A 26,501-nucleotide genomic window follows, 5' to 3' on the forward strand; every position below is an offset into this window, starting at 1 on the left:
CTGGCCGACCAGGTGCGCTTTTCTACTTCTTCTGGTAATCACTCGGCGTAATCCCAAACTCCGCCTTAAAACAAGTAGAGAAATAGCGCGGGTCTGAAAAGCCCGTGGCGAAGGCGATCTCCGAAATCGTCATCGACTTGTTCTTCGTCATCATCTGGCAGGCGTGTTTTAACCGGATATTCTTGATAAAGTCGTTGGGAGAGGTGCCTATGAGCGAACGGATCTTCCGGTATAACGTGGATCGAGACATGTTGAGCTCCTGCGCAAGCGCCACTACATCAAATTCCGATTCCGACAAATGCTTCTCGGTGACGGCGACAATATCCTTCAGGAATTCGTCGTCCAGCGAGGGGTGCTCAAGCGTGGATATATTAAGCTCGGGACTTGACTTAAAGCCGGATTGCTTTACCCGTTTCGCCGACAGGAAATTGTTGATGCGGGCAATGAGCAGCGGTAATTCGAACGGTTTTGAAATATAACCGTTGGCGCCCGCTTTATAACATTCCACCCGGTCTTCCACGTTGTTTTTGGCGGTTAGCAGGATGACGGGGATATGGCTGGTCTCTATGTCGTTTTTCATCGTCCGGCAAAACTCCAGGCCGTCCATTTCGGGCATCATTACGTCGCTCACAACAATATCCACTTCCTGTTCATGTACCAGTTTGAGCGCATCCTTGCCGTTGGACGCAGTTACCACCCGGTAACTGTGGCGGAGCACGCTTTGGAGGGTGGTAAGCAGCTCGATGTTGTCTTCTACGAGGAGCAGCGTAATGGACGGTTCTGAGGCCTGCACTTCTTCTGCGGCGCCCGGCTCGGCGGTCGTTACGTAGTTATATTCTTCTTCCCGGACGATCGCCGCCGCATTTTTTAATTCGTGCGCAGAATAAGCATTCCTGCTTACCGGGATCCGGATGGTAAAAGAGGCGCCTTTTTCCATTTCGCTTTCAACAGTGATGGTGCCGTGGTGTAATTGTACCAGTTCGTGTGTGAGAGACAGGCCGATGCCGTTCGTCTCTTTATCGGTACGTTCGTTATTGTAAAACGGCTTGAATATATTTTCCAGTTCCTCCTTCGGGATTCCTACGCCGGTGTCGCTTACTTTCACGGTCAGGAACGACGTACCGGCTTCATCGGCCACTGCCACCCATACCTTCACCTGGCCGCCTTCGGGTGTGTATTTAAAGGCGTTCGACAGCACGTTGAATATCACCTTGTCGATTTTATCTGCATCGAAGCAGGCATCGTCGCCATTCCCGTTTAAATTGATGGTGAAAGTGATGTGCTTCTTTTTCGCCAGCGGGCTGAAGTGGTTGCGGCAAATGTCGTCGATAAAGAGGCAGATATTCCCGGTGGAGAGTTTCAGGTGCATGTTCCCGCTCTCCACCCGCCTGAAGTCGAGTACCTGCTGGATGAGGCGCTTCAGGCGGTTTACGTTCGAACGCATTTTTTCGTAGTGCGGCAGCGGCTTTTTTGCGGTGATCTCGGTATCGTCGATCAGGCAGGAGATGATCGTTAGCGGTGTCAGGAGGTCATGCGAGATATTGGTAAAATAGGCGAGTTTGGCTTGCGTGAGCTCCTCCGTTTTTTCCTTTTCGATCTGGGCGATGCGAAGGTCGCTGCGCAGCCTGAGCCGGTACAAGGTAAACCGGAAGACGCTATAGGCGAGACCGATCAGCAGGAGCGTGTAAACGGCGTAAGCCAGGTTTGATTCGTAAAATACCGGTTTCTTGTAAATAGATAAGGAGGTAATGTGCTCATGCCATTTATTATCCGGTCCCGAGGTTTTGATCCGGAACGTGTAATTACCTTTTCCCAGGTTGTTGTAGGTGGCAAATTGCCGGCCTTTTGGGGCGTACACCCAATCCGGGTCTACGTGGTCCAGTTTATAGGCGTACCTGATCTTGTTGGAATAGGTATAATTTAACGATGAAAAATCGATTTCCAGGTTATAGTCTGAATGTTCGAGGGCTAATTGTCTGGTGCCGAAGTCGTATTTCCCGCCGCCGCGCAGCAGCACCGACTCATTGTTGATTTTTATATCGGTCACTTCCGCACGTTCGTTTCCTGCCGGGACAGGGGTATCCTGCGAGCCGGTAAGCACGCTGATGCCCCGGTTACCGCCAAAGAACAGCTTGCCCGAAAGTTTGCTTTGCATGGCCGATGATTTGGCGAACGTGTTAACCACAATGCCGTCTTCTGTAGAATATTCGACAAAAGAGCCGGTGCGGCGGTCGAGTTTAAAGAGCTCCCTGGCGGTGGTTATCCATACATGGTTATTGTCGGTAAGGATGTCGAGCACCGGGGAGCGCGGCAGGACGTCGGCCGCGATGGCGTCGTGGAAACGTTTTTGCGTGATGTTGTAAGCGATAACGCGGCCGTTTATGGTGCCGATCCAGAGGTTTCCATCGTCATCTGCCGCAAGAGCTTCCACATCGTTGATGCCGGGACCGTTAACCGACCCATCCAGCCTCGCGACCAGCTTTACCTGGCTGCCGGTGATGCTGAGCTGGTGAATTCCCTTGCCGCGGGTACTTACCCATATCGACCCGTATTGATCGCAGGTGATGCCGGTGATGTAACCGGGAACGGCGTTTACGTGCCGCGGCAATTTCTCGCCCCACGGTTTTACGAAGAGGCCGTTATTGGTGCCGATCCAGATATTTGACCCGGGGTCTTTGAAAAGGTAAACCGGGAACCCGGCGGACGGTGCGGCATCGGTAAGCCGGATCTCTTCTTCCCGTACGATTTGCTGACCCCTTTTCCGGAAAACACTGATCACCGGCAGGTTGGTGGAGCCTATCCAAACGTCTTTCGTGCCGGGAATCTCCACGGCGCAGCTTACGGAGCGGATAGCGGCGATGTCTGTGAGGTGCGGAAACTCGCTGTAAAGCTGTACGGTTTTTTTATGCTGGTCAAAAAAGCCCAGGCCAAGGCGGTTCAGGTTACACCAGATCAGCCCGTCGCTGTCTTCATAGAGCATCATAAAATCGGGAGCGATCTTATAGCGGTCTTTAATGGAAGTGAACTGGAAGTTCTGGATCTCCGGCTTTGTAAAGTTTACGGTGAATGCGCCTTCGCCGAAGGTGCCGATCCAGAAAACGCCGTCGCGGTCTTTGTAGAGGTCGTTAAAAATGTTGTTCACATTGGCAAACAGGCCAGGGAATTCCACTTCTTCGACCGTGCCGGCAGCGGTATACCTGAAGGCGGTGATCCCGGAAAAGGACACCACCCACACGAAACCAAAGCGGTCGTCCTGCGTAATATCGAAAAAGAGCTTTTCTTTTTCACCTCTATGCCGTTTACTGGTGAGCATTATTTCCCGGTACATTCCCGGTCCCTTCTTTTCCGGGTCGAACAGGTAGAGGCCGCTTCCCCAGGAGCAGATCCAGTATTGTCCCTGTTTATCCTGGAAGATCTTAAACGGGTTATTATTTGCGCCTACGGCGGGGTAAGCGATAAAGGAGCGCTTATTTTTATCATAACGGAACAGCCCTTTGTTCCAGAAACAGAACCAGGTATTTCCCGAGTGATCTTCGTAAATGGAGCTCACGGCCGTTGCAGGGATCGATATGCCGCCGGTGGCATCGCGCCGGAAATCATGTTTTAATTTGAGATCCGGACCGTAGAGATAGAGGGTAGCCCCGGCGCTGATCCAGACTTGCGATTGGCGATCGACCAGTATGGTGTTTATTTTGCTGTCGCGGAGACGCCGATCCGGGAATTTTGAAACCCGGTAGCTGCGTTTATCAATAGTGAACAGACCAGCCTCCGTTCCTACCAGGAGCACGTTGTTTACTTCGGTAATTACGTTGACGTTGTTCGCCCCGGGAACGGCGCCACCGAAATCCGTCATTTTGAAAGTAACTACCCGGTAGGCGTCGTAACGACAGAGCCCATCGGCCGTGCCGAGCCAGATATAGCCTTCTTTATCGTGAAAAATGCGGTTGACGGTATTAGAGGGAAGTTTGTTATTCCCGGATATGGGGAACACGCCGATCTGGCGGGCTAACACGGTGCTGTTAAGCGCCAGGCATACCCATAGCAGGAGGAAGCCGCTTTTCTTTTGAAATGTTGAGATGGTATCCAGGTTAGTTACGATGGTCGCAGATTTCCTGTAAAAATAGGAAAATTCGCAGGCTATCTGTGAAAACTTCCGGGGTCCTTAACAAACAAACGGTGCAATGCCGCAAGGCATGCACCGGATGTTACCAATAGAACTAACTAACTAATTCTAAATTCTTGTGTTTATTGTTTGTCTTCGTCGGCCACTGCTTCCTGCCATGTTTTCCAAACAGGAACGGTTGCGCTATAACCGCTATAGCCAGGGTTTTGGGCAATCGCCGCGCCGCCATTGGAGTTTATCGCGGTTTGCGGTATTGGCCAGTTGATGTTTTTGGGAGCGATGGTATACGAGCGGTTCTTTACGGTCACCTTGTTTTTGTTATAGAAGTCGCTGTAATGCTCTATCCGCTGGAACCAGTAACTGTTTTGCGCCAGGTTATCTACCGTATAAGTGTTGCCCCATTCGTCGGCTTTGCCGCTGGCAGCCAGGCAATACGACACGCGACTCAGCTCGGTAAAGCGCCATTCTTCCATATTTAACTCGCGGGCCCGCTCGTTCATAATGTCGCCGATATTCACCGTGGTATACAGCTGCGTACATTGTGCACGCTGCCTGATCTTGTTCACATCGGCCGTGGCTCCCGCGATATCGCCCTTGTAGAATTTGGCTTCGGCACGGAGCAGGTAGGTTTCGGCAAGGCGGTAGAAGTACAAGTCGCCGGCGCCACCCCTGTGGTTGGCTTCATTCACGTTCTGTGATTCGGTAGGATCTTCGATGTAATACTTATAGTGCGGCCATTCGAAATAGTTACGGATGGTATCGTTGCACAGCAGGGCGCCGGCAGCGTTACGCAGACGCACGTTCTGGCCGTACCAGGCGGCGCTGCTGGGGTCGTTGTACTTAACCGCTTCCATGGTGCCCCAATTGCCTACGGCGGCATTATGGCGCAGGTCGCCCGCGTCGTTCACCCCGTTTACGTACCATACTGCTTTTTGGGCAAAATAGGTAGGGCGGATGTGTGCGATACCGCGACCGATGGCATGAACATAATCATACTGTGCGCGATAACTTGCGTTTGACGTGGCAAAGAACCGGATGGCCTGTTTTCCATCGGGTGCGGTGGTGCCTGCCGCATCCATAAACGGAAGCCAGTTACGCATAGAGTTCATCTTAATCCCCATGTCGGTATTGTTGCGGTTGATCATCACCAGGATATTTTCCTTATTGGCGGCAATCGCTTTGTTTTCCGGGCGATGCAGGTCCCAAACCACGTTTCGGGTAACGGGCCAGGTAGTAGCATACGGGCTGATGAAGGCGCCGAAGTTGGCGGTCATTAAGGAATAACCCGAGCTATTGATCAGTGCGTCGGCTTGCGTGATGGCTTTGTCGTACTGTCCGGTCGCCAGGTAGCATTTAATAAGCAGCTGGCGGCAGGCTCCTTTGTTAACGAGGCCGGTAAGCGTCATTTGTGCCTGTTCGGGTACCCATTCCACCGCTTGCTCCATGTCGGCAGTGATTTTTTGCAGGATGGCTTCGCGCTTGGTGCTCTGGTAGTTCACTTTAGGGCTCTCCAGGATCTTGGTCACGAGCGGCACGTCTTTGAATTCGAACACCAGGGAGAGGTACCTGAACGAGCGGTGGAACAGCGCCCTGCCCCTGTATTGGTTTTTGGTGGTTTCGTCGAGCCCCTGTACATTGCCGATAAAGCTCAGGATGGTGTTGGCGTACTTGATCCCGTTATAAGTCTCGTTCCAGAAGTATGAGGTTTGTTCGGGCATATCGGTGGGCGTAAGCCGCGTGGCGATGTCGGCGAAAATGTTCCCGTCGTCTGTTTTACTGGCTACGGCCACGTCCGAAAACATGTATTCGGTGCTGATCGGCAAGCCCAGGTCGACATATTGAAAGTACGTCCAGTAAGAGCGTAAATGCCGGTCGCAAATAGCCATAGCCGCATCCAGCCCGCTCTTGGTCGAAAATGTTTGTCCCGGTTCGTACAGCGACAAAGGATCGGGCTGCAGGTACGATTTCTTGCAACCGGAAGAAGCGGTGAGTAAAAGCCCCGCCAATACCAGCAGTACTTTGGATAGCTTTCCGGCAATTTTATATATAGTTTGATTCTTTTTCATCGTTCTTCTCTTTAGAAAGTTGCATTTAATCCGAATGTAAATGTCCTGGGCGCTAGACCGCCGGTCTCGATGTCCCAGTAATCCCAGTTCTTATCTTTTTTCCAAACCGCGAGGTTCCGCACGGTACCATACACTTTCAGCTTATCGATACCGCGGTTAACGGTCAGTCGCCGCGGAACGGTGAATCCCATGGTTACGTTCTCCAGGCGGATGAATGTGCGGTCGTAAAGCATACCCGGGGCATTTACGCCTGAAGGGCCTTTGGCGTCGAGGCGGGCATAGCTATCGGATGGGTTTTCAAGCGTCCAATAGTCTTTCGAGTACGCATTGGCGAGGTTGGTTACCAGCGAAGTTCCGTTATCCTGGTTCAGGTAGTTTCCGCTGAGGCTTTTGTGCCCGAAATAGCCATACATGTTGAAAGAGAAGTTCAGGCTCTTGTAATTGAAATCGTTGCGCAGCGATCCCATGACGGGTGGCGCGGTTTGGCCGAGGAACTCTTTATCCTTATCGTTATATACCGGTGTGATGGTGCCGTTGGCGTTCACCACATCGTCTGCGGTGTAGTTATTGGCCACTTTAGGATCCCCCGGGCGCTGGCCATAACGCGCTGCTTCTGCGGCTTCGTTTGCCTGCCAGATGCCGGTTACGCGGTAGTTCCAGATCGAGCTGATCGGCTGCCCGATGAACCAGCCGTTGCCGATATCGTCCCGTTCTTTGGTCCCGATCACGTTGCCGGAAGCATCAAGTACGTTATCGTACACATAGTACAAATGCTTGATCCTGTTTTTATACTTCGAGAAGCCGAACGTACTGCTCCAGGTGAAGTTGTTACTGCGTATATTCTGCGAGTTGAGCGTGATCTCAAAGCCCCTGTTCTCTACTTTTCCGAGGTTGGTAGTAATACTTCCGAAGCCGGTGAAACCTGGCAGCGACCGGTTCATGATCATATCTACGGTAGGTGTGATGTAGTAATCGATATTTCCGGTGAAACGGTCGTTCAGGAAACCAAAGTCCAGCCCGCTGTTAAATGATTCCGTTTTTTCCCAGTGAAGGTTCGGGTTAGCCAGGCGGCCTATCGATAAGTAGCGGTATTGTATCAGGTTGCCGCTGGCATCTAAATAACCCATGGTAGCCCCTACGCCGGCGCCAAGATTGGCCAGTGCCAGGTAGGGGTCGGCAAGTGAGCGGTTCCCGTTTTGTCCCCATGATAACCTGAGCTTACCCGTACTCATCGGCGCCCAATGGAAGAACTTTTCGTTGGTAAACGTCCAGGCGAAGGCGGTGGAGAAGAATGTCGCCCGCGGGTTAGACGTTCCGAAAGCGGAATACCCATCCCGGCGAACCGAGCCGGTAACCATGTACCGGTTGTCGTAAGAGTAGAACAATCGCCCGAGCATACCGTCGGCGGTTTCCTTAATGTCGTCAGAGTCGTAGCTGCTTTTGTTCTTATCTCCATAGTAGGTTTCGTGGAAACCCAGCGCGTCACTTGGCAGGATATTGCGGGCTTCGATCCGGTCCATCCACGACTGCCGTTTTTCAGCTTCCTGTACAAGCGTAACGTTTACCCGGTGTTTTTCCATAAAGGCATGCTCCCAGGTAAGGGTGTTGTTCAGCGACCAGTCAAAACGTTGTGTCTGCTCGCGGTTTACCAACCCGTTGGTACCTTTCCAATCGGGGTGGCTGGCCGATTCGTAGTAACGGTCGTTAAAGAACTGGTAGCGGGGCGAACCGTTAAACGAGTAGTTGATGTTAAACGGCAGCTTCACTTTGGCGCTGAAAATGGTATTTAGCACGGTGTAGCCTTTGTCGAGGTCCATGTAGCCGCGGTTAAAATCATAATTATAACCGTAGTTGTTTACCATCGCATCGCCCATGGGGTGTACCATCAGGTTGCCGTTGGCGTCTTTATAATTGGCATACGGCGAATTGAGGGTGATCTGCCGGTTCCAATCCACTGCCAGGTCGCCGTCTGTGCGGTGCTGGAAGTTAACGTTACCGCTCATGTCCAGCCATTTGTTGATTTTGCCGTCCACTTTCAGGTTAGCACGAACGGCGCTGTATTCGTTCCCTTTGGCAACACCTTCGTTAGAGAGGTAACCGAGGGACATATAATAGTTGATCTGGTCGGCCGCTCCGGATGCGCTGAGGTTGTAATCCTGGTTAACACCGTTCTGGAAGGTGTGATCGTACCAGTCATACGTTTGGCCGGCAAGAAAATTCGTCATCACGGTGCTTTGAAGCAGCAGGCGTTTTCCCCAGATCTCGTTATCGGACGCTGTACCGTTAGAAGCGGTAGTATACGCCTTCCACTGGTCGAGCGTAATGCCGTATTTCGCCAGGTTTTCCGCGGTCGGCTGTACATAATACCCGGGCTGCGCTTTAAACGACGACTGGTAAGCCTCGTATTTCCCGGTCGCGGTATTTACGCCATAGGTTGGTGCAACGTACCAATCCTGGCGGTATTTCATGTATCCGGCCCCGTCGAGCACTTTGCGCTCGGCATTCATGGTAGAAACGCCCACGTTGGAGGTAAAGTTGATCTTCGGTTTCCCCTGTTTCCCTTTTTTGGTGGTGATGATGAGCACGCCGTTGGCGGATTTGGCACCGTAAACGGCAGCCGCCGACGCGTCTTTCAGTACGTCGATCTGCTCGATATCGTCGGGGTTTATCTCTGATAGTTCACCGTAAAAGATGGTGCCGTCGAGGATCAGCAGGGGGTCGTTATGCCCGCCGGCGGAGTATACCGAACGCTGTCCGCGGATCTGGATAGAGCCGCCGCCTTTTGCAGAGGCATCGAACCCGACGCTCACGCCCGGCGTTCCGCGAAGGATGTCCTGGGTGGTGTTCGGGTTTTGATCTGCGATCTTATCCGGGCGGATCTGGGTAATGGCGCCGGTAAGGTCTTTTTTCCGCATAGTGCCGTAACCTACTACCACCACTTCTTCGAGGTTTTTCGAAGAGGGCTCGAGTTTGACGTTCAGCACCGGGGTTGCGTCCAGGGCTACGGTTTGTGCCAGGTATCCAAGGAAGGTCACTTCAACAGCTTTGGTGTCGCGGGGTACTGCCAGGGTGAATTTACCGGTTGCGTCTGTACTGGTGCCGATGGTGGTGCCGGTAACTTTGACAGCGGCGCCGATCAGTGTTTCGCCGTTTTTGGCATCAGTTACCACGCCGGTGATGGTGCGTGTTTGTGCCGATGCCATGAACGGCAAAAGCAGCATCAGCAGGGATAATAAATTTCTGCGGCCGGACCGCTGATGTTTATTATTCAACAATTTTGAGTAATAATTTAGCATAGTAATAAAATAGGTGGTTAGTTAAATTAGTTAGCGGCGGTTTTTGGCAAGCGCCGGATGTTAGCTCCTGTAACCAGGTCAGGTGTCTGAAAAGATGATCGTTTGTTTCATTATATGGTTAGTTATTAATTGGTATTGCAACGCGGGAAAAAGGACGGCCGGCAAACGCCGTCAGGCTATTAACAGCTGGTACAAATGGTTGCGGCTCCGTACGGATACGCAACAGGCCTTCTGCCGCGGACCTTCGCAAGCGTTTATAATGGCATTGGTTATTGATTAAAAATCGGTCGGTGATCTTCTGTAGCAAAGATTGATTTCTGGGTGGAAAGTGATGTTCAATGGTGTGTCAATATGGTTTGAAATCCGTTCACCCGGTTAATTTTTGCAGCGGTTCGGCTTAAACTAACGATAGGAGCGGAACGGCGTAATTCCCATGCCGCTCCCTTCACCTGGCACATTTACCTACATAATCTGGCATGATTTCGAACCCCGGCAGTTGCTTTTCGCGGTAGCTTTGTACCATACAACCAATTGTAACCTGCCTTGCCGCAGGGAGAATCCCTTCCGGCCGCAGCGGAATATAAACCCCGTACTTTATGATGAAACTAAACTTCGTTTTTTTACTTGTGTGCGCCTGCATGGCGGCGACCGCCCAGACGACGGTCAACGATTGGGAGAACCCGTCGCTGGTAGATTTCAACAAAGAGAAGGCCCATGCCAGCTTTATGTTGTATGACAACCCGGCCGACGTAAAGACCGATGACTATCAAAAGTCCGGCTGGTACCAATCGCTGAATGGCACATGGAAGTTTTTATATGCCGATAAGCATGCCGACCGGGTAAAGGATTTTTACCGTACCGACCTGGATGATTCCCGATGGAACGACATCGCCGTGCCGTCTAACTGGGAGTTGAAGGGATTCGGCATCCCCATTTACACGAATATTGTTTACCCGCATCCTAAAACGCCCCCTATGATCGGCGCAGACAATCCCGTGGGTACGTACCGGCGTTCGTTCACCGTACCGGCTAACTGGGGAGATAAGGAGGTGATGCTTCATTTCGGGTCGATCACGGGGTGTGCGTTCGTGTACGTGAACGGCCGTAAGGTGGGCATGTCCAAAGTGTCGAAATCGCCGGCGGAGTTTAACATCACCCGTTTTTTAAAACAAGGCAATAATTCGCTCGCGGTGCAGGTGTTCCGCTGGCACGACGGGAGCTACCTGGAGGACCAGGATTTCTGGCGGCTGAGCGGCATTGAGCGGGATGCTTACCTGTACGCCCTGCCGGAATCTACCGTTTGGGACTTTTTTCTGAAGGCCGACCTCGACGCGCAATACCGCAACGGGCTGTTCTCGGCGGATATAGACTTGCGTCATTTCGTGAGATTGCCGGGAGGCAAAGGCAGTATTACGGTAGAACTATTCGACCGGGCAGGGAAAAAAGTGTTTGGTGAAGAGAAATCGTACACCATGGGCGCCGATACCGGTCAGTCGCTGCATTTTAGCGGCACGGTGGCCTCGCCAATGAAATGGAGCGCCGAGTCGCCGTACCTGTACGATTGCATCATCACGCATAAAAACGGAACGGCAGCGCCTTGTTATACCGGTGCAAAGGCCGGCTTCCGGAAAGTGGAGATCCGCAATGCCCGGCTGCTGGTGAATGGTATGCCTATTATGGTAAAAGGCGTGAACCGCCACGAGCACGACGACATACAAGGCCACGTGCCTGTGTTGGAAACCATGCTGAAAGACATTAAGCTGATGAAGCAGTTTAACGTGAATGCCGTAAGGACCAGCCATTATCCCAACGATCCGCAATGGTATAAGCTCTGCGACCGATACGGGCTGTACCTGGTAGACGAGGCGAACATAGAAACCCACGGCATGGGCGCCGAGTTCCAGGCATGGTTCGATAAGAGCAAGCACCCCGCATACCTGCCCGAATGGGCGCCGGCGCATATGGACCGTACCGTGCGGCTGGTGGAGCGGGATAAGAACCACCCTTCGGTGATCATCTGGTCGCTGGGCAACGAATGCGGGAACGGCCCCGTATTTACGCAGACCTACCAATGGATAAAACAGCGCGACAATACCCGGATGGTGCAGTTTGAGCAGGCCGGGGAGGCTGCCAACACCGATATCGTATGCCCGATGTACCCGAGCATTACCAATATGAAAAGGTATGCCGCGGCGGAAAAAACACGGCCCTATATCATGTGCGAATATGCCCATGCCATGGGCAACAGCAACGGCAACTTCCAGGAATACTGGGACATCATTAACAGTAGCCAGCACATGCAGGGAGGCTTTATCTGGGATTGGGTGGACCAGGGCATCCGTTCGGTAAACGCAAATAAGGACCTTTACTGGGCGTACGGCGGCGACCTGGGCGCTTTTCATCTCCAGAACGACGAAAACGGCGTGGCCGACGGCCTGTTAAGCTCCGACCGTACGCCCGACCCCGGGATCTACGAGGTAAAGAAGGTCTACCAGGACGTGCTGTTTACCGCCAAAGATATCAGCAAAGGAATCTTTACTATTAAAAACCTGTTCAACTTTACCAACCTCGACCAGTTCAATTTTAAATGGGTGCTGTACCGGAACGGCGAACAGGTAAAAGAAGGCTCCTTCGCGGTAGCGCTGGCGCCGCATGAGCAGAAGGACGTTTCGCTGCAGGTCCCGCTGATGAAATCTGCAGAAGGATCCGAGTATTTCGTGATACTAAGCGCTTCGGTAAGAACGGCGACCGAAATGCTGCCGGCGGGCCACGTAATCGCCGAAGAGCAATTTAAACAGGCCGGTGATTTTTTCGCCCCGGCATCGCCGAAAGGCGCCCTGAAAATAACCAGGCAGGAGGGTAAGGTGAGTTTTACATCGGGCGACGTTTCGGGCGAGATCGATCTTCGCCAGGGTACGATAAACGCTTATAAAAAAGGCAGCCAGCAGGTACGGCAGTTCCCGGAACCCTATTTCTGGCGTGCACCTACGGATAACGATTTTGGCAACCACATGCCGCAAAATATGGGGATCTGGCGCAATGCGCATGTGAACCGGAAAGTAAAGAACGTAATGGTGGGTGAGCAGGATGAAGCCGGCCTGCCGGTGATCGTCGGTTACCAGCTGGAAGGCATTAACGTGCCTTATACGGTGACCTACCTGGTGCAGAACGACGGTTCGGTGAAGATCACCGCGGCGATAGATATGACCGGCCGCGACCTGCCCGAGCTGCCCCGCTTCGGTATGCGGATGCAGCTGCCGGGATCTTTTGATAACCTGAGTTATTATGGCCGCGGCCCCTGGGAAAATTACAGCGACCGCAATACCGCCGCCTTTGTGGGCAAGTACACCGACAAAGTAGAGAACCAGTTCTATAAAGGCTATATCCGTCCCCAGGAAAGCGGCTATAAAACGGATGTGCGATGGCTCAGCCTGCTGAACGCCCAGGGGAAAGGACTGAAAATTGAAGGAGCACAGCCGATCTGCTTCAGCGCACTGAATGTGGACACCGAAGAGCTTGATCCCGGTTTAAACAAGCGGCAGCAGCACCCTGCAGACCTTCATTACGGGAACACGGTATTTTTATCCATCGATCTGAACCAGCGCGGGGTGGGCGGGGATGATAGCTGGGGCGCATTACCCCACCTTAAATACCGGTTGCTCGACAAAAAATACAGTTATAGCTATGTATTAAGCCTTATCGATTAACGCCATGAAATTGAAATTATACGGGGTTGCGGTTAGTATGCTGGTAATCGCTTTGTTAGGCGGCCCGCTTGCTTACGGGCAGAAAAAGAAACCGGCGGTTACTGCGCCCGTACAAACCGACCGGCAGTTCTGGCTTGCGCAAATGGACAAGATGGTGCGCCCCATATTTGCGGGCCTTGCGCACGACAGCCTGCGGATATCCATGCCGGGGGTGGTTTCAAAACGCGTAGATAACCGCCAAAACCGCCTGGACGTCATGTATGTGGAGGTGCTGGGCAGAACGTTGAACGGCATCGCCCCATGGCTGCAACTGGAAGATGGTGATGTCGCAGAGGTGGCGCTGAGAAACCAGTACCGCAAGTGGGTGATAGCCGGCATGACGCACGCGCTTGACAGTAACTCGAAAGACTTTATGCGTTTTACGCTGGGCGGTCAGCAGTTGGTAGATGCGTCATTCGTGGCCTTCGCGTTCGTTCGTGCGCCCTGGCTGTGGCAAAATCTGCCGCAAAAGGAACGTGACCTGCTGGTTAAGTCTGTAACGGCTACGCGCAGGTTTCGCCCGGTGTTTTCTAACTGGCTCCTTTTTTCGGCCATGAACGAAGCTTTCCTGGCGCAATACGGTTACGAATGGGACCCCATGCGCGTTGACTATGCCATACGGCAGCTGGAACAATGGTACGTAGGCGATGGAATGTATACCGATGGCGAATCTTTCGCCTACGACTACTACAACAGCTACGTGATCCATCCTTACCTGGCTGCAATTTTAAACGTGATGGGCAAAAAGAACAATACTTATGCGGCCATTGCGGCGAAAGTAAAACAGCGGAATGAGCGGTACGCCGTGATCCAGGAGCGGCTGATCAACGCCGACGGTACTTTCCCGGCTACGGGAAGGTCTATCGTTTACCGGGGCGCCGCGTTCCAGCACCTGGCAGATATGGCTTTGCGCAAAGCGCTTCCGCGACAGCTGGCCCCGGCACAGGTACGCTGCGCGCTTACTGCCGTGATCCGCAAAACGCTGGAAAGCCCCACTACTTACCGCAATGGCTGGCTTACCATTGGCCTGTATGGCGAGCAGCCCGACCTTGCTGATGTGTACAATAACCAGGGGAGCCTGTACCTGTGCTCAAGTATTTTCTTCCCGTTAGGGCTGCCGCCCACCGATCCCTTCTGGGCCGACCCGGCGATGAAGTGGAGCGCACAGCGGATCTGGAGCGGGGAGGACTTCCCGAACGATCACGGGGTGGATTTGAGATAGGCTGCCATGGCGTCGAGCTCCGGCTTATGATACACTTTCCCGTTGGCGATCACCGAGCTGAGGTGATCGATGGCGGAGATGTCCTGGAGCGGGTTGGCGGTCAGCATGATCATGTCGGCGCATTTGCCGGCTTTGAGGCTGCCGTAAAACCGGGATACCCCGAAGAACTTCGCCCCGTTGATGGTCGCCGTGGTAAGCGCTTCGCGTGGGGTTAACCCGGCTTTCACCAGTAGTTTTATTTCTTCGTGAATGGATTGCCCGGGGTATACGAATGAGTTGGACGCGCCGCAATCCGAACCGGCCACGATGTTTACCCCTGCCGCATACATTTGCGGAACCAGGGCGGTACAGGCTTCATTAAATTTCTTTGTAAACGTAGTCGCCTCGGCTGTTTGTCTTTTTGCGCTGTTTACGCGGCCCTGGTAGGTTTCGCGGATGACGGGATCGATGTATTTAAGCAGGCTGTCTTTATTATGGTCGGTGTCCTTGATCCCGGCCAGTGTCTTGCTGATAAAAAGCGTTGGGGTAACGGTAAACTGTTTCCTTGCCAAATACTTAAACAGCTGATCAGCTTTATCCTGGCTGAATGTTTCTACTAACGATGGCAGTGCGGCAAACAACCCGATGGGACGTGTTGTATGTTCGCGTTCCCGGATGAGGGCGGTAATGCTGTCTTCTTTGGCTGAACAGGCTTTAAAAATGTAGTAGAGGTGTTCTGATCCGTCCATTCCCAGGTCGGCAGCTTCCGTTAGCTTCACCGTGAAGGGCATGTGCCCGCTTACTTTCAGGTTTCTTTTTTTTGCCTGCGCGATGATTTCCAGGTAGGCGCCTGCTGAAATCTTACTGTCGTAGATCTTTACGAAATCGGATGGGATCCGCTGCAGGGAGTCGAGTGCGGCAGCGACCTGCGCCGGCGTTTCTACTTCGATAGACCCTGCCCAGGTCGACTGTGGGCCATCCAGCTTGGGCCCGGAGGTGAAGATCCTCGGTCCGGCGAGTTCGCCCTGGCTGATCCGCTTGCGCCAGTCGAGTACTTGCGGGGTTATGTCGCCGCCGCATTCTCTTACGGTGGTAACACCATAGGCCAGGAACAGCGGCAGGAACGCCTTATTGGCGGTTACGGTGGCCGGCCCGCCACGGAAATGGATGTGCATGTCCCATAAGCCCGGCATCACATATTTTCCGGCAGCGTCAATATAACGGTCGGCCCGGTAACTGGCGGCCGTTTTTGTGTCGGCAACGACTTTGATAGTGTCACCGGATATGGCGAGCAGTTTTTTATACAATATTTTGCCGGCGGCCACATCCACGATGTTTGCATTGGTGACTACCAGGGAATATTTCTTCTTAGCAGGTTGTGCGTAAGCGCTGACGGCCATAAACAGGACCGTACAGGTAATGAAAATTTTTTGCATAAATAAAACGCAATATACAATGCTTTAAGGATATGGATAAGCTTTACCTATCTCCTGGGGGGAATAAGCGAGAAAAATAAACGCGGCGATGAGAGGTTTCCGGAATTAGCGCCCATATTGTAACTTAGCCTGCCATACGGATAGGCGTAAGTCACTATAACCGGTAATCAGCATGAATATACTCATAAAGACCCTCGCCATTATTACGGGTTATGCTATTTTTGTCGTTTCCTCGCTGGCTTTGTTCCAGCTTTCGGGGCAAAAGCCGCACGATCCGGCAACAGGCGGGTTTAGGGTGCTAACCGCTTTCTATGGCGCTTTTTTCTCGATCGTTAGCGGACTGGTGCTGCAGCTCATCGCCCGGACAAAAACGCTTACGCTCAATATCGTCCTGGCAGTTATTATCGCCGGTTTTGCCACGTTCTCGCTGCTCAAGGCAGGCGGCAGCCATTGGACGCAATGGATGGCCATCCTTATTTTCGCACCGGTGTCTATCGTTGGCGGTTTATTTTTAATCTGGAGGCGTAGCGCCGCTCGTTAATTTTGGAATGAAGTCAATATGCCGTGCCGGCGGTTTATGTATTCAACAATCCCTGTGGGGATGCGGTGTTTACCGGACGTTTCTAACGTGGGCGGACCCACACTTTCGGCGCCGGCAATGTATATTTAAAATATATTTAAGATTTTTAACTAAAATAAAAATTATTGAAATATATTGATTACCTTTGCCGGTGTAAAATATAATACAATGAAAAAAGAAGGAACAGTTAAGTTTTTTAACGGAACAAAAGGATTTGGATTTATCACCCAAAATGATGATCGCAATGATATTTTTGTTCACTCAACAGGCCTGATCGATGAGATCCGCGAAAACGATAGAGTATCGTACGACGTGGAGACCAGCCAAAAAGGTCCTAACGCGGTAAATGTACAGGTAATCTAACACCCTATAAGTTATTCGTAATGAAGCCGCCCGGAAGGAGCGGCTTTTTTTATGACCGGCGGGTAACGCTGCTCTGGTAAACCAGGGTCGATTCGCAGGGATCCGTAGTGCCTTGAACTGGCGCGGCGTCTTCCGGCCGGGGTGTGCAGGCAAGGGGAATGTGGCCGTTCCCGGCAAAAAGCCCTGAAGTAGGATCCAGGCCCAGCCAGCCTGTTCCGGGCAGGAACACTTCCGTCCACGCGTGCAGATCTACCGTATCCCCGCCGCCGCTGTCTGACAACTGTACCAGGTAGCCGGATACGAACCGGCTCGCCAGGCCGAGGTGCCTCAATAATTGTACGAGCAGCCATGCCGAATCGCGGCAGGAGCCAAGAGCTTTGGCTAAAGTTTGTTCGCTGGTCTGGATACCCGGATCTAACCGGATGGTATATGCAACTTCCCGTTTGATCATGGCGGTGATATTTACCATCATGTTTATGGTTGGGCCCTGGTAAGTACGCGCCTTTTCTACCAGCGCCGCCAGGCGCGGCCCGTATTCATTTACTTCCAGGCAGGAAAATAGGTCTTTGCAGAGCGTTTCGGGATACCCGAACGGGTAAGTGAGTGCATATTCGTCCGTAAAGAAATTAAACGGGTTAAAGTCGGGCAGCCGGGTGGAGAAGGTCACGTCGACGGACATTTCTGATGTTGGCGCCATGAAATCCACCCTTGCGGCAAAGTTGCCGAATACATCCTGCTGCCAGTGAAAGTGGATATTGGAGGGCGTAACCGTTAGCGTAAACGCTTCGGGCTGAGCCGGACTATGCCCCGAGGGCCTGAGCCTGAACAGGTGCGTAGTGAGAAATACAGGTTTGTCGTACCGGTAAGCGGTACGGTGATGGATGGTGATGTGCATGGGGTGAGGTAGCGATGTGAGGTAATATAGCATTTTTTGATCATGCAACCAGTATAAAATAGCTATAGGCGAAATAAGTGCGCGCAAAATGACCCGCCGTTTGTTATACTTGTCAATGATCTTTTAAAAGTATGTATAAAGCCCTTATTTTCGACCTCGACAATACCATTTATCCCGTAGCCTCTGTGGGCGACAAACTCTTCGCCCCGCTGTTTGAATTAATGGAACCCTACCGCGACCAGATCGGGGAGGAAGCCATGGCGGCGGCCGAAACGGAGATCATGCGCCGTCCATTCCAGAAAGTAGCCACGGCGAGCGGTTTTCCGCCGGAGCTGTTAGCGAAGGGCACCGAGCTATTGCGCAACCTCGAATATAACGGTCCCATGCAAACCTACCCTGATTACGCGCTCACCCGGGAGTTTGCGCACGACAAGTTCCTGGTAACCATGGGTTTCATGAAGTTGCAGCGCAGCAAGGTCAGGCAATTGGGTGTCGAGCTGGATTTTAAAGAAGTGATCATTGTCGACCCCGACCAGTCTGATCAAACCAAAGCCGACGTTTTTGCCGGTCTCCTGGAAAAATACGGTTACCACCACAGCGAAGTGCTGGTGATAGGGGACGACCCGGAATCAGAAATCCAGGCGGCGCGGAAGCTCAGGATCGATACCTTCCTTTACGACCCGGAAACCAGGTACCCGCATGCACAGGCTACACACCGGGGAGAAAAGTTCGGAGATCTTCAGGCGTTAATCAAAACGTCTTAGGTTATGTTTAGTCAGGTCCTGTAGTTTCCCACATTTACAACAAATTACTACTCTTAACTGTATTTTAGAGCGATATGATCGTAAACTTATATGGTGGATCCGTTACCCATAAAACTACCCCGAAATGAGTAAAGTGTTTACCATAGCAGAAGGACTGGAAAACCTGGGCGCCCTGCGAACGGGCGGGCAAGGCTCGGTATACAAAGGCAGGCGAACGGGAAGCATTTATTCGGCCATTAAGCTGATCCCAACACCGGTTGCTACGGAAGATGAGCAGGATAAGAACTACCGTAATTTCCGCAGCGAAGTAGCAAAGCTGGAGAAGGTGAATGCCGACCCGAGCCCGCACGTGGTAAAGATCCTGGGTTGGGGGATTACCGAAAGCGGCTCGTTCCCCTATATCGAGATGGAGTATATCGAAGGCCCCGACCTTTGTGAGCTCCTGCAGCCGCCCAATGCAAAGATCTTTACCCTTAAAGCGCTGATAAAGGTCGCCGAACAGCTGGCCGACGCACTGGCACACTGTCACAAAGTAGGAGTGAAGCACGGCGATATTAAAAGCAACAACGTAAAATACAACATTCATAACGGTAACTACGTGCTGCTGGATTTCGGGCTGGCCATTATGAGCGAGGAGCAGCGCAGGAGCAGCATCCGCCATGCGGGTGCCATCGAGTTTATGGCGCCTGAACAACATGAAGGAAAAATGCTGCCGCAAACAGATGTGTATAGCTATGGCGTGATCCTCTACGAGCTCTTTACCGGTTCGGTGCCTTTTCCCCTCCCGGGAAGTGGTGATAGCGGTCGCAATGCCGTAATGCTTAGCCATATGGAAGCACAGGTGCCCGATGCGATGGTAGCCCGCAAGGCAAATCTTCCCGCGGAATGGAGCGCCGAAAAACAGGTACATGAAATGCAGGTGCCGGCCTGGCTGCTTAATTTACTGTCAACCTGCCTGGCCAAATCGCCGGCAGAGCGCTATGCCGATGGAATGGAACTGCAGGAAGCGGTGGTGAACGGCAGCCTGCAGGCGGCCAATACGGATGCAGACGCCTTGCGGAACGAGAATGAACAGCTAAGAGCGGCACTGGATGTTTACCGCAATTCGGTGCAGGAAAACCAACGGAGCGAACAGTCGCACGTAATGCTTTCAAAACCGGTATTCACCGCCCTGGTCACTATGGTGGTGCTTGGCATCGCTTTCGGCGTTTTTGCCTTTTATACCAACAGGGACCGGCGCGATTTTACTTCGGCTCCGGTAGACTCCCTTAAAAGCGGGCAGGACACGCTGGCCGGTGGGGAAAACGATCAATCTTCCGGTTACCCTTATACACCCGTGCAGAAAAACGCGGACAGTACAATTGACAAGAGCCCGGGTGAGCAGGTTTTGCCACCGGAAACAGCCGAGGAAGAGACGGATACCGTGATCCGCGACGCACCACAGGATACTACGGTACACATTCCGCTGCCGCATTAACGATTGCCGGTCAGCCTGCGTAATTAAGCAAACATCAGAACGGCATTATGCGTTGAGATACCATAATTTTAACATAAGCAATGACACCCACCCCGAGTTTTTGGCAGCGTATAGGTATACAGGATTGGTTTTTAACCAATGAAAATACCGCGATCACCGGGAAAACCGCGGCGCTCACTCCCGAGGTGATCTATGACTACATCATTGAGAAGTTCCGCGAATCGGTGAATGAACTCTCCTTTGCAGGCCGCGTTGTGTTTTACCACGAATTTATTATCAGCTTTAACGCGGATGACTACCACGATTTCGTGGAAAATAAACAAGGTATCTTTGGGCTCATTGTGCAGGAATGCGTAAAGAAATTTTACGGCATCCTGAGAGAATACCGCGCGGCGGGCAAAGTAGTGGCCCCAACAGGCTCGAAATGGGTGTTCCGGCTGGTATCGCACCCGGATTATGTACGTGGCGACAAAGGGTTTATCGGTAAGCTGCTTCCCGGAAACAACGAGAAAGCAGAGAACCTGCGCGTTACGTTCATACCGCGCCAAACCGGTATCGCCCAAACTTTTGACGTAAACCAGGATATCCTGACCGGCTTTACCTATTATAGTGACGGCTATCTCGAAATACCGTACGACGATGAACTGGAAATGACCGGCGACGACAACCCGCCGGCAAAAAAACAGGCGGTGGCGCGTTTAGAGACCATCATTCCGGATAAGCAATTCGCGGGAAAAAAGGTAGAATACCTGATGCAGGCAGATGACCTGATCGTGTCAGGAAACGACGATCCCCGCGATGATGCCGGCATCTTTAAGGTCCCGTCAGACTGGGTGAACGCGCCGCACCTGCATATCCGTTATAACCGGGCGGATGGTAAATTTTACCTCGCGTCATTTGGCGAGGTGACCACGCTGAACGAAGTGGCGGTTCCCAGAAGCGATGTAAACACACCCGTGTGGACAGAGGTCCCCGTAAACTCGCGGATGCTGCTGAACGGGATCATTGGCCTTAATCTTTTCAAAGCATGACGATGCTTTCGCAGATCCTGTCTGTTTGCCTGCTGGTTACGGTGGTGGGATTAATGGCTGCTCATTTTATCGATATTAAAAACTCCCGGAGAAACAATGGCTGAGAATTATTTTGGGATGACCGACCAGGGCCGGCAGCGCAGCAATAATGAAGATACTTTTATCGCCGCGAAGATCCTGGACAACCGCTTCGTACTGGCCTGCGTGATCGATGGTGTAGGGGGGTACGAAGGTGGGGAAGTAGCGGCCGCCCTCGCCGAGCAGCAGTTTCTGGCTGCCATGTCGCACGCAGATGGCGAATTGATCCCTGCCATGATCCAGGCATTCGGGCAGGCGAATGATGCCATTTACGAGCAAAGGAAGCGGGATAAGAATCACGAAAATATGGCCTGTGTAGCCACGATGGCCGTGGCGGATGTGGCGCACAACGTGTTTTATTACGCCCATGTGGGCGATACGCGTCTGTACTTGCTGCGCGACGGATCGCTGATCAAGATCACTAAAGACCATTCTTTTGTGGGATTCCTGGAGGATTCGGGAAGGTTGTCTGAAAACGCCGCGATGACCCACATGAAACGCAACGAGATTAATAAGGCGCTCGGGTTTACCCCGAACGTAGACGATGATGAGAGCTACATCGAAACCGGGCAGTCGCCTTTTTTACCCGGCGACCTGCTATTGCTATGCAGCGACGGGCTCACCGACCTGGTAAACAAGAGCGAGATCAGCCTGGTACTTTCTTCGAACACCACCTTGGCGGCAAAGGCATCGGCATTGGTACAGGCCGCTAACGACCATGGCGGGCGTGATAACATTACCGTGGTGCTTGTGGAGAACGACAAAGCGCTGGCCAAACCCACCGTTACCCGGCCGGCCGGCGCGGCGCAGGATTACGTATTGCCGGCATCGGCCGCCCCGGTGGCTGAACCCCAAAATAGGCCTTCTGCGGGAGCGACCGCCACCGCAGCCAGGAAGAAGGCCAGTATGACCCCGGTTTTTGCTTTCCTTAGTTTGCTGTTCCTCGCGTCCACCGTTTGGCTGTTCGTTAAATGGCAGGATGCCAAAGCCGGGGAACAAACGGCCGATAGCGTATTCCCGCCACGGAATGCGCAGGAGATAAGGCTGCAGGAGGCCATTGACCGCGCATCAGGTGACACCCTTCTGCTCCCTGACTCCGTTTACAAAAGTCCCATCCTGATCAGCGACACGCTGTACGTGCAGCAGGATTCGCTGTACCTGTTATCCAAGAATGGCATGGTGCTCAAGCGGGATCCGGGGTATAACGGTCCGGCGCTTGTGCTGGCCGGCAACTGTAAATACCTGGTACTTGACAGTGTAAAGCTGGAGGGTTTCGCCACCGCAGTACATGCCAGGAGCGGAGCCCCTTTCACCCCGCATAAGCGGCAGGCACGAACCGTACGGCCAGTCTCCAAAACCCCGCACCATGCAGCCAGGTAACGCAAAAGCTGCCGGAAGGGGTACGGAAAGGTTTTTCCTGCTGCTTATCACCCTGATACTTTCCCTGCTGTTCTACCGCTTGTATACCGTGCTGCAAACACGCATGACGGATGTAGACAAGCGTCTTGCAGGCGGCACGATGGTAAACCTGAACGGCAAAGATCCGGCGGGCCGGCTCCGGCAGCTGCTCGAACGCGGATTCTATTTCGAAGATAAACGCGACATAGATCTCGTTGAGACCACCGTAGCGCAAAATATGACAAGTCGCCAGAAGATCGAGAACATCGGCGAGCTGAATAAACGCAAATATTACATCGATGCCGACGTAGCCTTCAGGCAAGGTGGCGAATCCTACAAAAGGAGGGTAACCGCATCGCGTGCGTTACTGGGTTATACCGGCGACGATTCCCTGCGGTTTAACCAGGAGCGAAGATCGCCGCCCCCGCTTACTCCTGGAATCGACGCAGCCCTGGGCAACTATCGCATCGGCGGCGTGATACTGGATACAGGTAAGCCCGTAGCCGGGGTATTGGTGCGGCTGGACCTGGTTTTGCCGCAGGATAGCATTTACAGTGACGAGCCTACCGAAGCCATCAGGCCATATACGGTAAAGCGCGCCGGGTTGGTGAGCACTTATATCCCCGACAGCGCCGGGCGGCGTACCCTGCAATCCCTAACCGCCTACGCGCGTACCGGCGACGATGGGAAATATGCCTTTAACAACCTGCCGAATGGCAAAGCGTTTAAGGTACTGCCGCTGCAGCCGGGATTCCAGTTCGGATCGTCACAGGGCATTCAATCGCTGGAAGAGGATGTTTCGTTTACTTTTAACCGGCAGCCGCATACTATCCGGCTGTTATCGACCCGCGATTTTAATATCCTGAAAAAAGAAAAATCGCTGATCATCCGAACACCGGCGGAGTTTAATTCCTGGTTTATAGTGATAGCCATTTCCTTCCTTGCGGGATTCCTGGTGCTTCACTGCCTCTTATCCTGGAAATTCAATGCAGCAGACCAGGTGATCCTGCCTGTGGTGATGACGTTAATCGGTTTGTCGCTGCTCACCTTATTAAGCTTACAAGACCCGTTACGCGACCGTTTCCTGGCCAGGGACACGTTGGTATACCTGGGCATCGGCTTTGTGCTGCTGTTCCTGGTACCGTTCCTGAATATGCGGCGGTTTAATGCCGATACCTGGATTTACCGGATGATCGTGTTTAAGAACGTACGTAGCGCTGCCAATGGATGGCCTTGGATCGTTACTGCCGTGATACTGCTGGCGCTTACCATACTCTTCGGTACCGGCCCCGAGGGAAGCGGGGTAAAAGTGAATCTTTTCGGGTTCCAGCCCAGCGAGATCGTCAAATACCTGGTGATATTCTTCCTCGCGGGATTTTTTGCGATTAACGAGAAGCTCATCAGCGAATATGCCACACTCCGTAAACGCTGGTCGTTCTTTTCTTTTGCCTTGCTGGCGATCCTGGTTACACTGATGCTGTTCCTGTTGCTGGGCGATCTCGGTCCGGCCATGGTGGTGTGTTTCACTTTTATTACGCTGTTCTCCTTTTCGAGAGGCGATTTTATGTTCATGGCCGGCGCTGTGGTAGCTTACGTACTTACTTCGTGGATCGTAAAAAACGTGTGGTTCTCTGCCCTCATCACCGGGGCGCTCGTTGCCGGCATGATGCTGTTTAAACGAAAACAGCTCAGCGAATCGGCGGTGATGGTGCTCGTGATCATGGCCGCTTTTTTAACGATCGACCAATTGCCATACCTTGATAAGCTGTTCCAGGGTCCGGTACAGCGGTTAACAGACCGCAAAGCGATATGGGAAGATACGTGGAATAACGAGGTGTTCGGCGGCGACCAGGTGGCCAACGGGCTTTGGGCCATGTCGAGCGGCGGCTTAAGCGGGCAGGGCGTGGGTGAGGGCTTTGCCAAAACCATTCCGGAAGCACATACCGATATGATCCTTCCCTCGATGGGCGAAGAATTTGGCTGGACCGGTATTGTCTGTATCTTCCTGCTGTTCCTCTTATACCTGCACCGTGCCATTATCATCGGCAGGCGGGCGGGCTCACCGTTCCTTTTTTACCTGTGTGCGGGCATCGGCATTTCTACGTTTGTCCAGTTCCTGCTCATCGCGGGCGGCTCCACGGGGGCATTGCCGCTTTCGGGGGTATCGCTGCCGTTTCAGAGTTATGGAGGGTCGTCGCTGGTGGCTAATTTCCTGGCGTCGGGATTTTTGCTGTCGGTCTCGCTGGTACGAGGTACGCCGGTACAGCTGGAGTACCTCTCCAAACAGCAGGACCGTAACCTGGTGCCGGCGCTGGTGGCCGCCTGTATGGGCATCCTGCTGCTTACGGTAAATGTTTCGCGGTACCTGTTTAACAATAAAAAATGGGTGGTACAGCCGGCGTTGGTGGCCGACAGAAGCGGTGCGCGTATGTTCAGTTATAACCCCCGCATCGCTATCCTGATGAACAGGCTGCAGGCCGGTTCATTATATGACCGTCGGGGCGTGCTTATAGCCACCAGCGACCCGGCGCTGGTCAGGAAGCAACGGGGAAAGATCCGGGAGGCAGGCGCCACCGGGTACAGCCTCGACTCGGCTATGCACAAACGCCTCGACCGGTATTATCCCTTCGCAGAACAACTGTTTTTCTGGACCGGCGATGCCAACACTGGCGTGTTTAATGGCAGCACGAACGGCTATTATGCAGAATATGAGCATGCTGCGGAACTGAGGGGATTTAAGCTCCCCACCACGAGCTATGACGTGGTTTCGCGCCGCTACCGCGAAGATCGTTTCCTGGCACGCGGCGTGCGAGAAATGACGGTAGTGAAAAAAGATTACGGTGCCCTGGCGCCGCTATTGCTTGCCGGGATTAACAGCGATGAAGTGAAGGCCTTTAAAAAACGTAACCGTGACGTGCAGCTCTCCATCGATGCCGCCCTGCAAACAAGCATCCAACGGTCGATCGCCAAGGACACCTCTTTGCTGGACAACCGTGTTTCGGTAGTAATTATGGAATCCGGTACCGGCGACGTACTCACATCGGCCGTGTACCCGCTTCCGCCTGTGCGTAACTGGGAGAAGCTGACGATGACTACCGCCGAACAAAACCAGCTGGATGGCTGGATCACCACCTCCGATCTCGGTTTTACGCATTTTACGCAGCCCGGCTCCACCGCCAAAGTGCTCACGGCTATGGCCGCCTTTAATAAGCTGGGCATGGCCGCCGCCGATAAGAAATTCCACGTAAGTGCCTGGGAGCGGATCCGCACCAAAGGAATTGAGCCCGATGAAACCGGCGTGATCAGCATGGAACGCGCGGTGGCCAAATCCAATAACGTGTACTTTATTAAACTGGCTAACGAGGAGCACCTGCAGGAGGAAATGGGCGACCTGTACCTTAAAACAGGCATGTTTCTCCATGGCGCCGGCGGTTATTATTACTCGCGGCAGGAAAACAACACCGCCCGGGAAAACAAATGGAAAGAACTGTGGCGCAAAACGGAGTTCAACACCCGCCCGCGTTACAATCCTAACAACATTCGCCGTACACGTGCCAAAGGGATTTCGGGTATGGCATGGGGGCAGGGTGAGCTGATCGCCACACCGGCCGCCGTAGCCCGTCTCGTTTCGGGCGTAGCCAACCGGGGGGTATTGTTGCAAAACAGGTTCGTGCTTAAGGTAAGCGATTCGGTGCTCCCGGTAAAACCGGGCGTTAAACTGGCCAACGACCCGCGTTACGCCGCTTTACTGCGCAACTATATGATCGCGCAAAGCGCTCCAAAGGTACCTATTCTTAAGATCGCGGTAGCCGGCAAAACCGGTACGCCGGAGCGTATCTGGAAAAAAGAACAGATCAATGACGGGTGGTACGTTTTCTTCGCGCCATCGCTGCACGGTAAGGGCAACCTGGTGGTTTGTGTGCGGGTGGAAGCTACCAAAGGCTCGTCGGATGCGGTGAGGCTTGCGGGGAATCATGTGATCCCCTTCCTGCTGAAAATGGGTTATATAACTGGCATTAAACCTCAAACAATAGAATAAAGCGGGGG

At 52.9% G+C, this 26,501-nt stretch carries 14 protein-coding genes; 9 read left to right on the forward strand and 5 right to left on the reverse strand.

All coding sequences use genetic code 11. The features are described 5' to 3' along the window. Window positions 1-22: 22 nt before the first annotated feature. The 3 genes from GS398_RS15745 to GS398_RS15755 form a co-directional block, all read right to left on the reverse strand. Window positions 23-4,012 (reverse strand): hybrid sensor histidine kinase/response regulator transcription factor, encoded by a 3,990-nt coding sequence (locus GS398_RS15745; RefSeq protein WP_160907733.1) that lies wholly within the window; start codon window positions 4,010-4,012, stop codon window positions 23-25. Window positions 4,013-4,245: 233 nt separating this feature from the next. Continuing rightward, window positions 4,246-6,189 (reverse strand): RagB/SusD family nutrient uptake outer membrane protein, encoded by a 1,944-nt coding sequence (locus GS398_RS15750; protein ID WP_160907734.1) that lies wholly within the window; start codon window positions 6,187-6,189, stop codon window positions 4,246-4,248. A gap of 11 nt (window positions 6,190-6,200) precedes the next feature. Continuing rightward, on the reverse strand, window positions 6,201-9,461 hold the full coding sequence (locus GS398_RS15755) for a SusC/RagA family TonB-linked outer membrane protein (protein ID WP_237488212.1): 3,261 nt from the start codon (window positions 9,459-9,461) through the stop codon (window positions 6,201-6,203). A 620-nt stretch (window positions 9,462-10,081) separates the two neighbouring features. Here GS398_RS15755 and lacZ point away from each other — a divergent pair. Beyond that, on the forward strand, window positions 10,082-13,192 hold the full coding sequence (gene lacZ / locus GS398_RS15760) for a beta-galactosidase, LacZ type (protein ID WP_202406088.1): 3,111 nt from the start codon (window positions 10,082-10,084) through the stop codon (window positions 13,190-13,192). Between the two features lie 4 nt (window positions 13,193-13,196). Then, entirely contained in the window at window positions 13,197-14,453 is a 1,257-nt protein-coding gene (locus GS398_RS15765) for a DUF2264 domain-containing protein (protein ID WP_160907736.1), read from the forward strand. Here GS398_RS15765 and GS398_RS15770 read toward each other — a convergent pair. Next, window positions 14,432-15,868, reverse strand: a complete 1,437-nt coding sequence (locus tag GS398_RS15770) for an amidohydrolase family protein (RefSeq protein WP_160907737.1) — start codon at window positions 15,866-15,868, stop codon at window positions 14,432-14,434. The genes GS398_RS15765 and GS398_RS15770 overlap by 22 nt on opposite strands. Window positions 15,869-16,040: 172 nt before the next feature. Here GS398_RS15770 and GS398_RS15775 point away from each other — a divergent pair, with 172 nt between their 5' ends. Both GS398_RS15775 and GS398_RS15780 read left to right on the forward strand, forming a co-directional pair. Then, on the forward strand, window positions 16,041-16,409 hold the full coding sequence (locus GS398_RS15775) for a hypothetical protein (protein ID WP_160907738.1): 369 nt from the start codon (window positions 16,041-16,043) through the stop codon (window positions 16,407-16,409). A gap of 207 nt (window positions 16,410-16,616) precedes the next feature. Next, window positions 16,617-16,811, forward strand: a complete 195-nt coding sequence (locus GS398_RS15780; protein WP_160907739.1) for a cold-shock protein — start codon at window positions 16,617-16,619, stop codon at window positions 16,809-16,811. 49 nt (window positions 16,812-16,860) lie between these two features. Here GS398_RS15780 and GS398_RS15785 read toward each other — a convergent pair whose 3' ends face one another. Then, window positions 16,861-17,706, reverse strand: a complete 846-nt coding sequence (locus tag GS398_RS15785) for a transglutaminase family protein (RefSeq protein ID WP_160907740.1) — start codon at window positions 17,704-17,706, stop codon at window positions 16,861-16,863. A gap of 131 nt (window positions 17,707-17,837) precedes the next feature. Here GS398_RS15785 and GS398_RS15790 point away from each other — a divergent pair, with 131 nt between their 5' ends. The 5 genes from GS398_RS15790 (at window position 17,838) to GS398_RS15810 (ending at window position 26,493) form a co-directional block, all read left to right on the forward strand. Next, on the forward strand, window positions 17,838-18,470 hold the full coding sequence (locus GS398_RS15790; RefSeq protein WP_160907741.1) for an HAD family hydrolase: 633 nt from the start codon (window positions 17,838-17,840) through the stop codon (window positions 18,468-18,470). Between the two features lie 124 nt (window positions 18,471-18,594). Continuing rightward, window positions 18,595-19,947: a serine/threonine protein kinase gene (locus tag GS398_RS15795; RefSeq protein ID WP_160907742.1), complete on the forward strand. Its 1,353-nt coding sequence runs from the start codon at window positions 18,595-18,597 to the stop codon at window positions 19,945-19,947. 80 nt (window positions 19,948-20,027) lie between these two features. Then, complete coding sequence (locus GS398_RS15800) at window positions 20,028-20,978, forward strand: hypothetical protein (RefSeq protein WP_160907743.1); 951 nt, start codon at window positions 20,028-20,030, stop codon at window positions 20,976-20,978. 96 nt (window positions 20,979-21,074) lie between these two features. Continuing rightward, window positions 21,075-22,436, forward strand: a complete 1,362-nt coding sequence (locus GS398_RS15805) for a protein phosphatase 2C domain-containing protein (protein WP_160907744.1) — start codon at window positions 21,075-21,077, stop codon at window positions 22,434-22,436. Beyond that, window positions 22,423-26,493 (forward strand): FtsW/RodA/SpoVE family cell cycle protein, encoded by a 4,071-nt coding sequence (locus GS398_RS15810; RefSeq protein WP_160907745.1) that lies wholly within the window; start codon window positions 22,423-22,425, stop codon window positions 26,491-26,493. The genes GS398_RS15805 and GS398_RS15810 overlap by 14 nt, the downstream gene beginning before the upstream one ends. Window positions 26,494-26,501 lie beyond the last annotated feature (8 nt).

The sequence above is a fragment of the Hufsiella ginkgonis genome (assembly GCF_009834915.1).
GTDB lineage: Bacteria > Bacteroidota > Bacteroidia > Sphingobacteriales > Sphingobacteriaceae > Hufsiella > Hufsiella ginkgonis.

Coding starts and splice junctions, on each gene's coding strand:
- lacZ (WP_202406088.1), top strand. CDS start 10,082: ATGATGAAACTAAACTTCGTTTTTTTACTTGTGTGCGCCTGCATGGCG.
- GS398_RS15800 (WP_160907743.1), top strand. CDS start 20,028: ATGACACCCACCCCGAGTTTTTGGCAGCGTATAGGTATACAGGATTGG.
- GS398_RS15770 (WP_160907737.1), bottom strand. CDS start 15,868: ATGCAAAAAATTTTCATTACCTGTACGGTCCTGTTTATGGCCGTCAGC.
- GS398_RS15805 (WP_160907744.1), top strand. CDS start 21,075: ATGGCTGAGAATTATTTTGGGATGACCGACCAGGGCCGGCAGCGCAGC.
- GS398_RS15795 (WP_160907742.1), top strand. CDS start 18,595: ATGAGTAAAGTGTTTACCATAGCAGAAGGACTGGAAAACCTGGGCGCC.
- GS398_RS15810 (WP_160907745.1), top strand. CDS start 22,423: ATGCAGCCAGGTAACGCAAAAGCTGCCGGAAGGGGTACGGAAAGGTTT.
- GS398_RS15750 (WP_160907734.1), bottom strand. CDS start 6,189: ATGAAAAAGAATCAAACTATATATAAAATTGCCGGAAAGCTATCCAAA.
- GS398_RS15785 (WP_160907740.1), bottom strand. CDS start 17,706: ATGCACATCACCATCCATCACCGTACCGCTTACCGGTACGACAAACCT.
- GS398_RS15765 (WP_160907736.1), top strand. CDS start 13,197: ATGAAATTGAAATTATACGGGGTTGCGGTTAGTATGCTGGTAATCGCT.
- GS398_RS15780 (WP_160907739.1), top strand. CDS start 16,617: ATGAAAAAAGAAGGAACAGTTAAGTTTTTTAACGGAACAAAAGGATTT.
- GS398_RS15790 (WP_160907741.1), top strand. CDS start 17,838: ATGTATAAAGCCCTTATTTTCGACCTCGACAATACCATTTATCCCGTA.
- GS398_RS15775 (WP_160907738.1), top strand. CDS start 16,041: ATGAATATACTCATAAAGACCCTCGCCATTATTACGGGTTATGCTATT.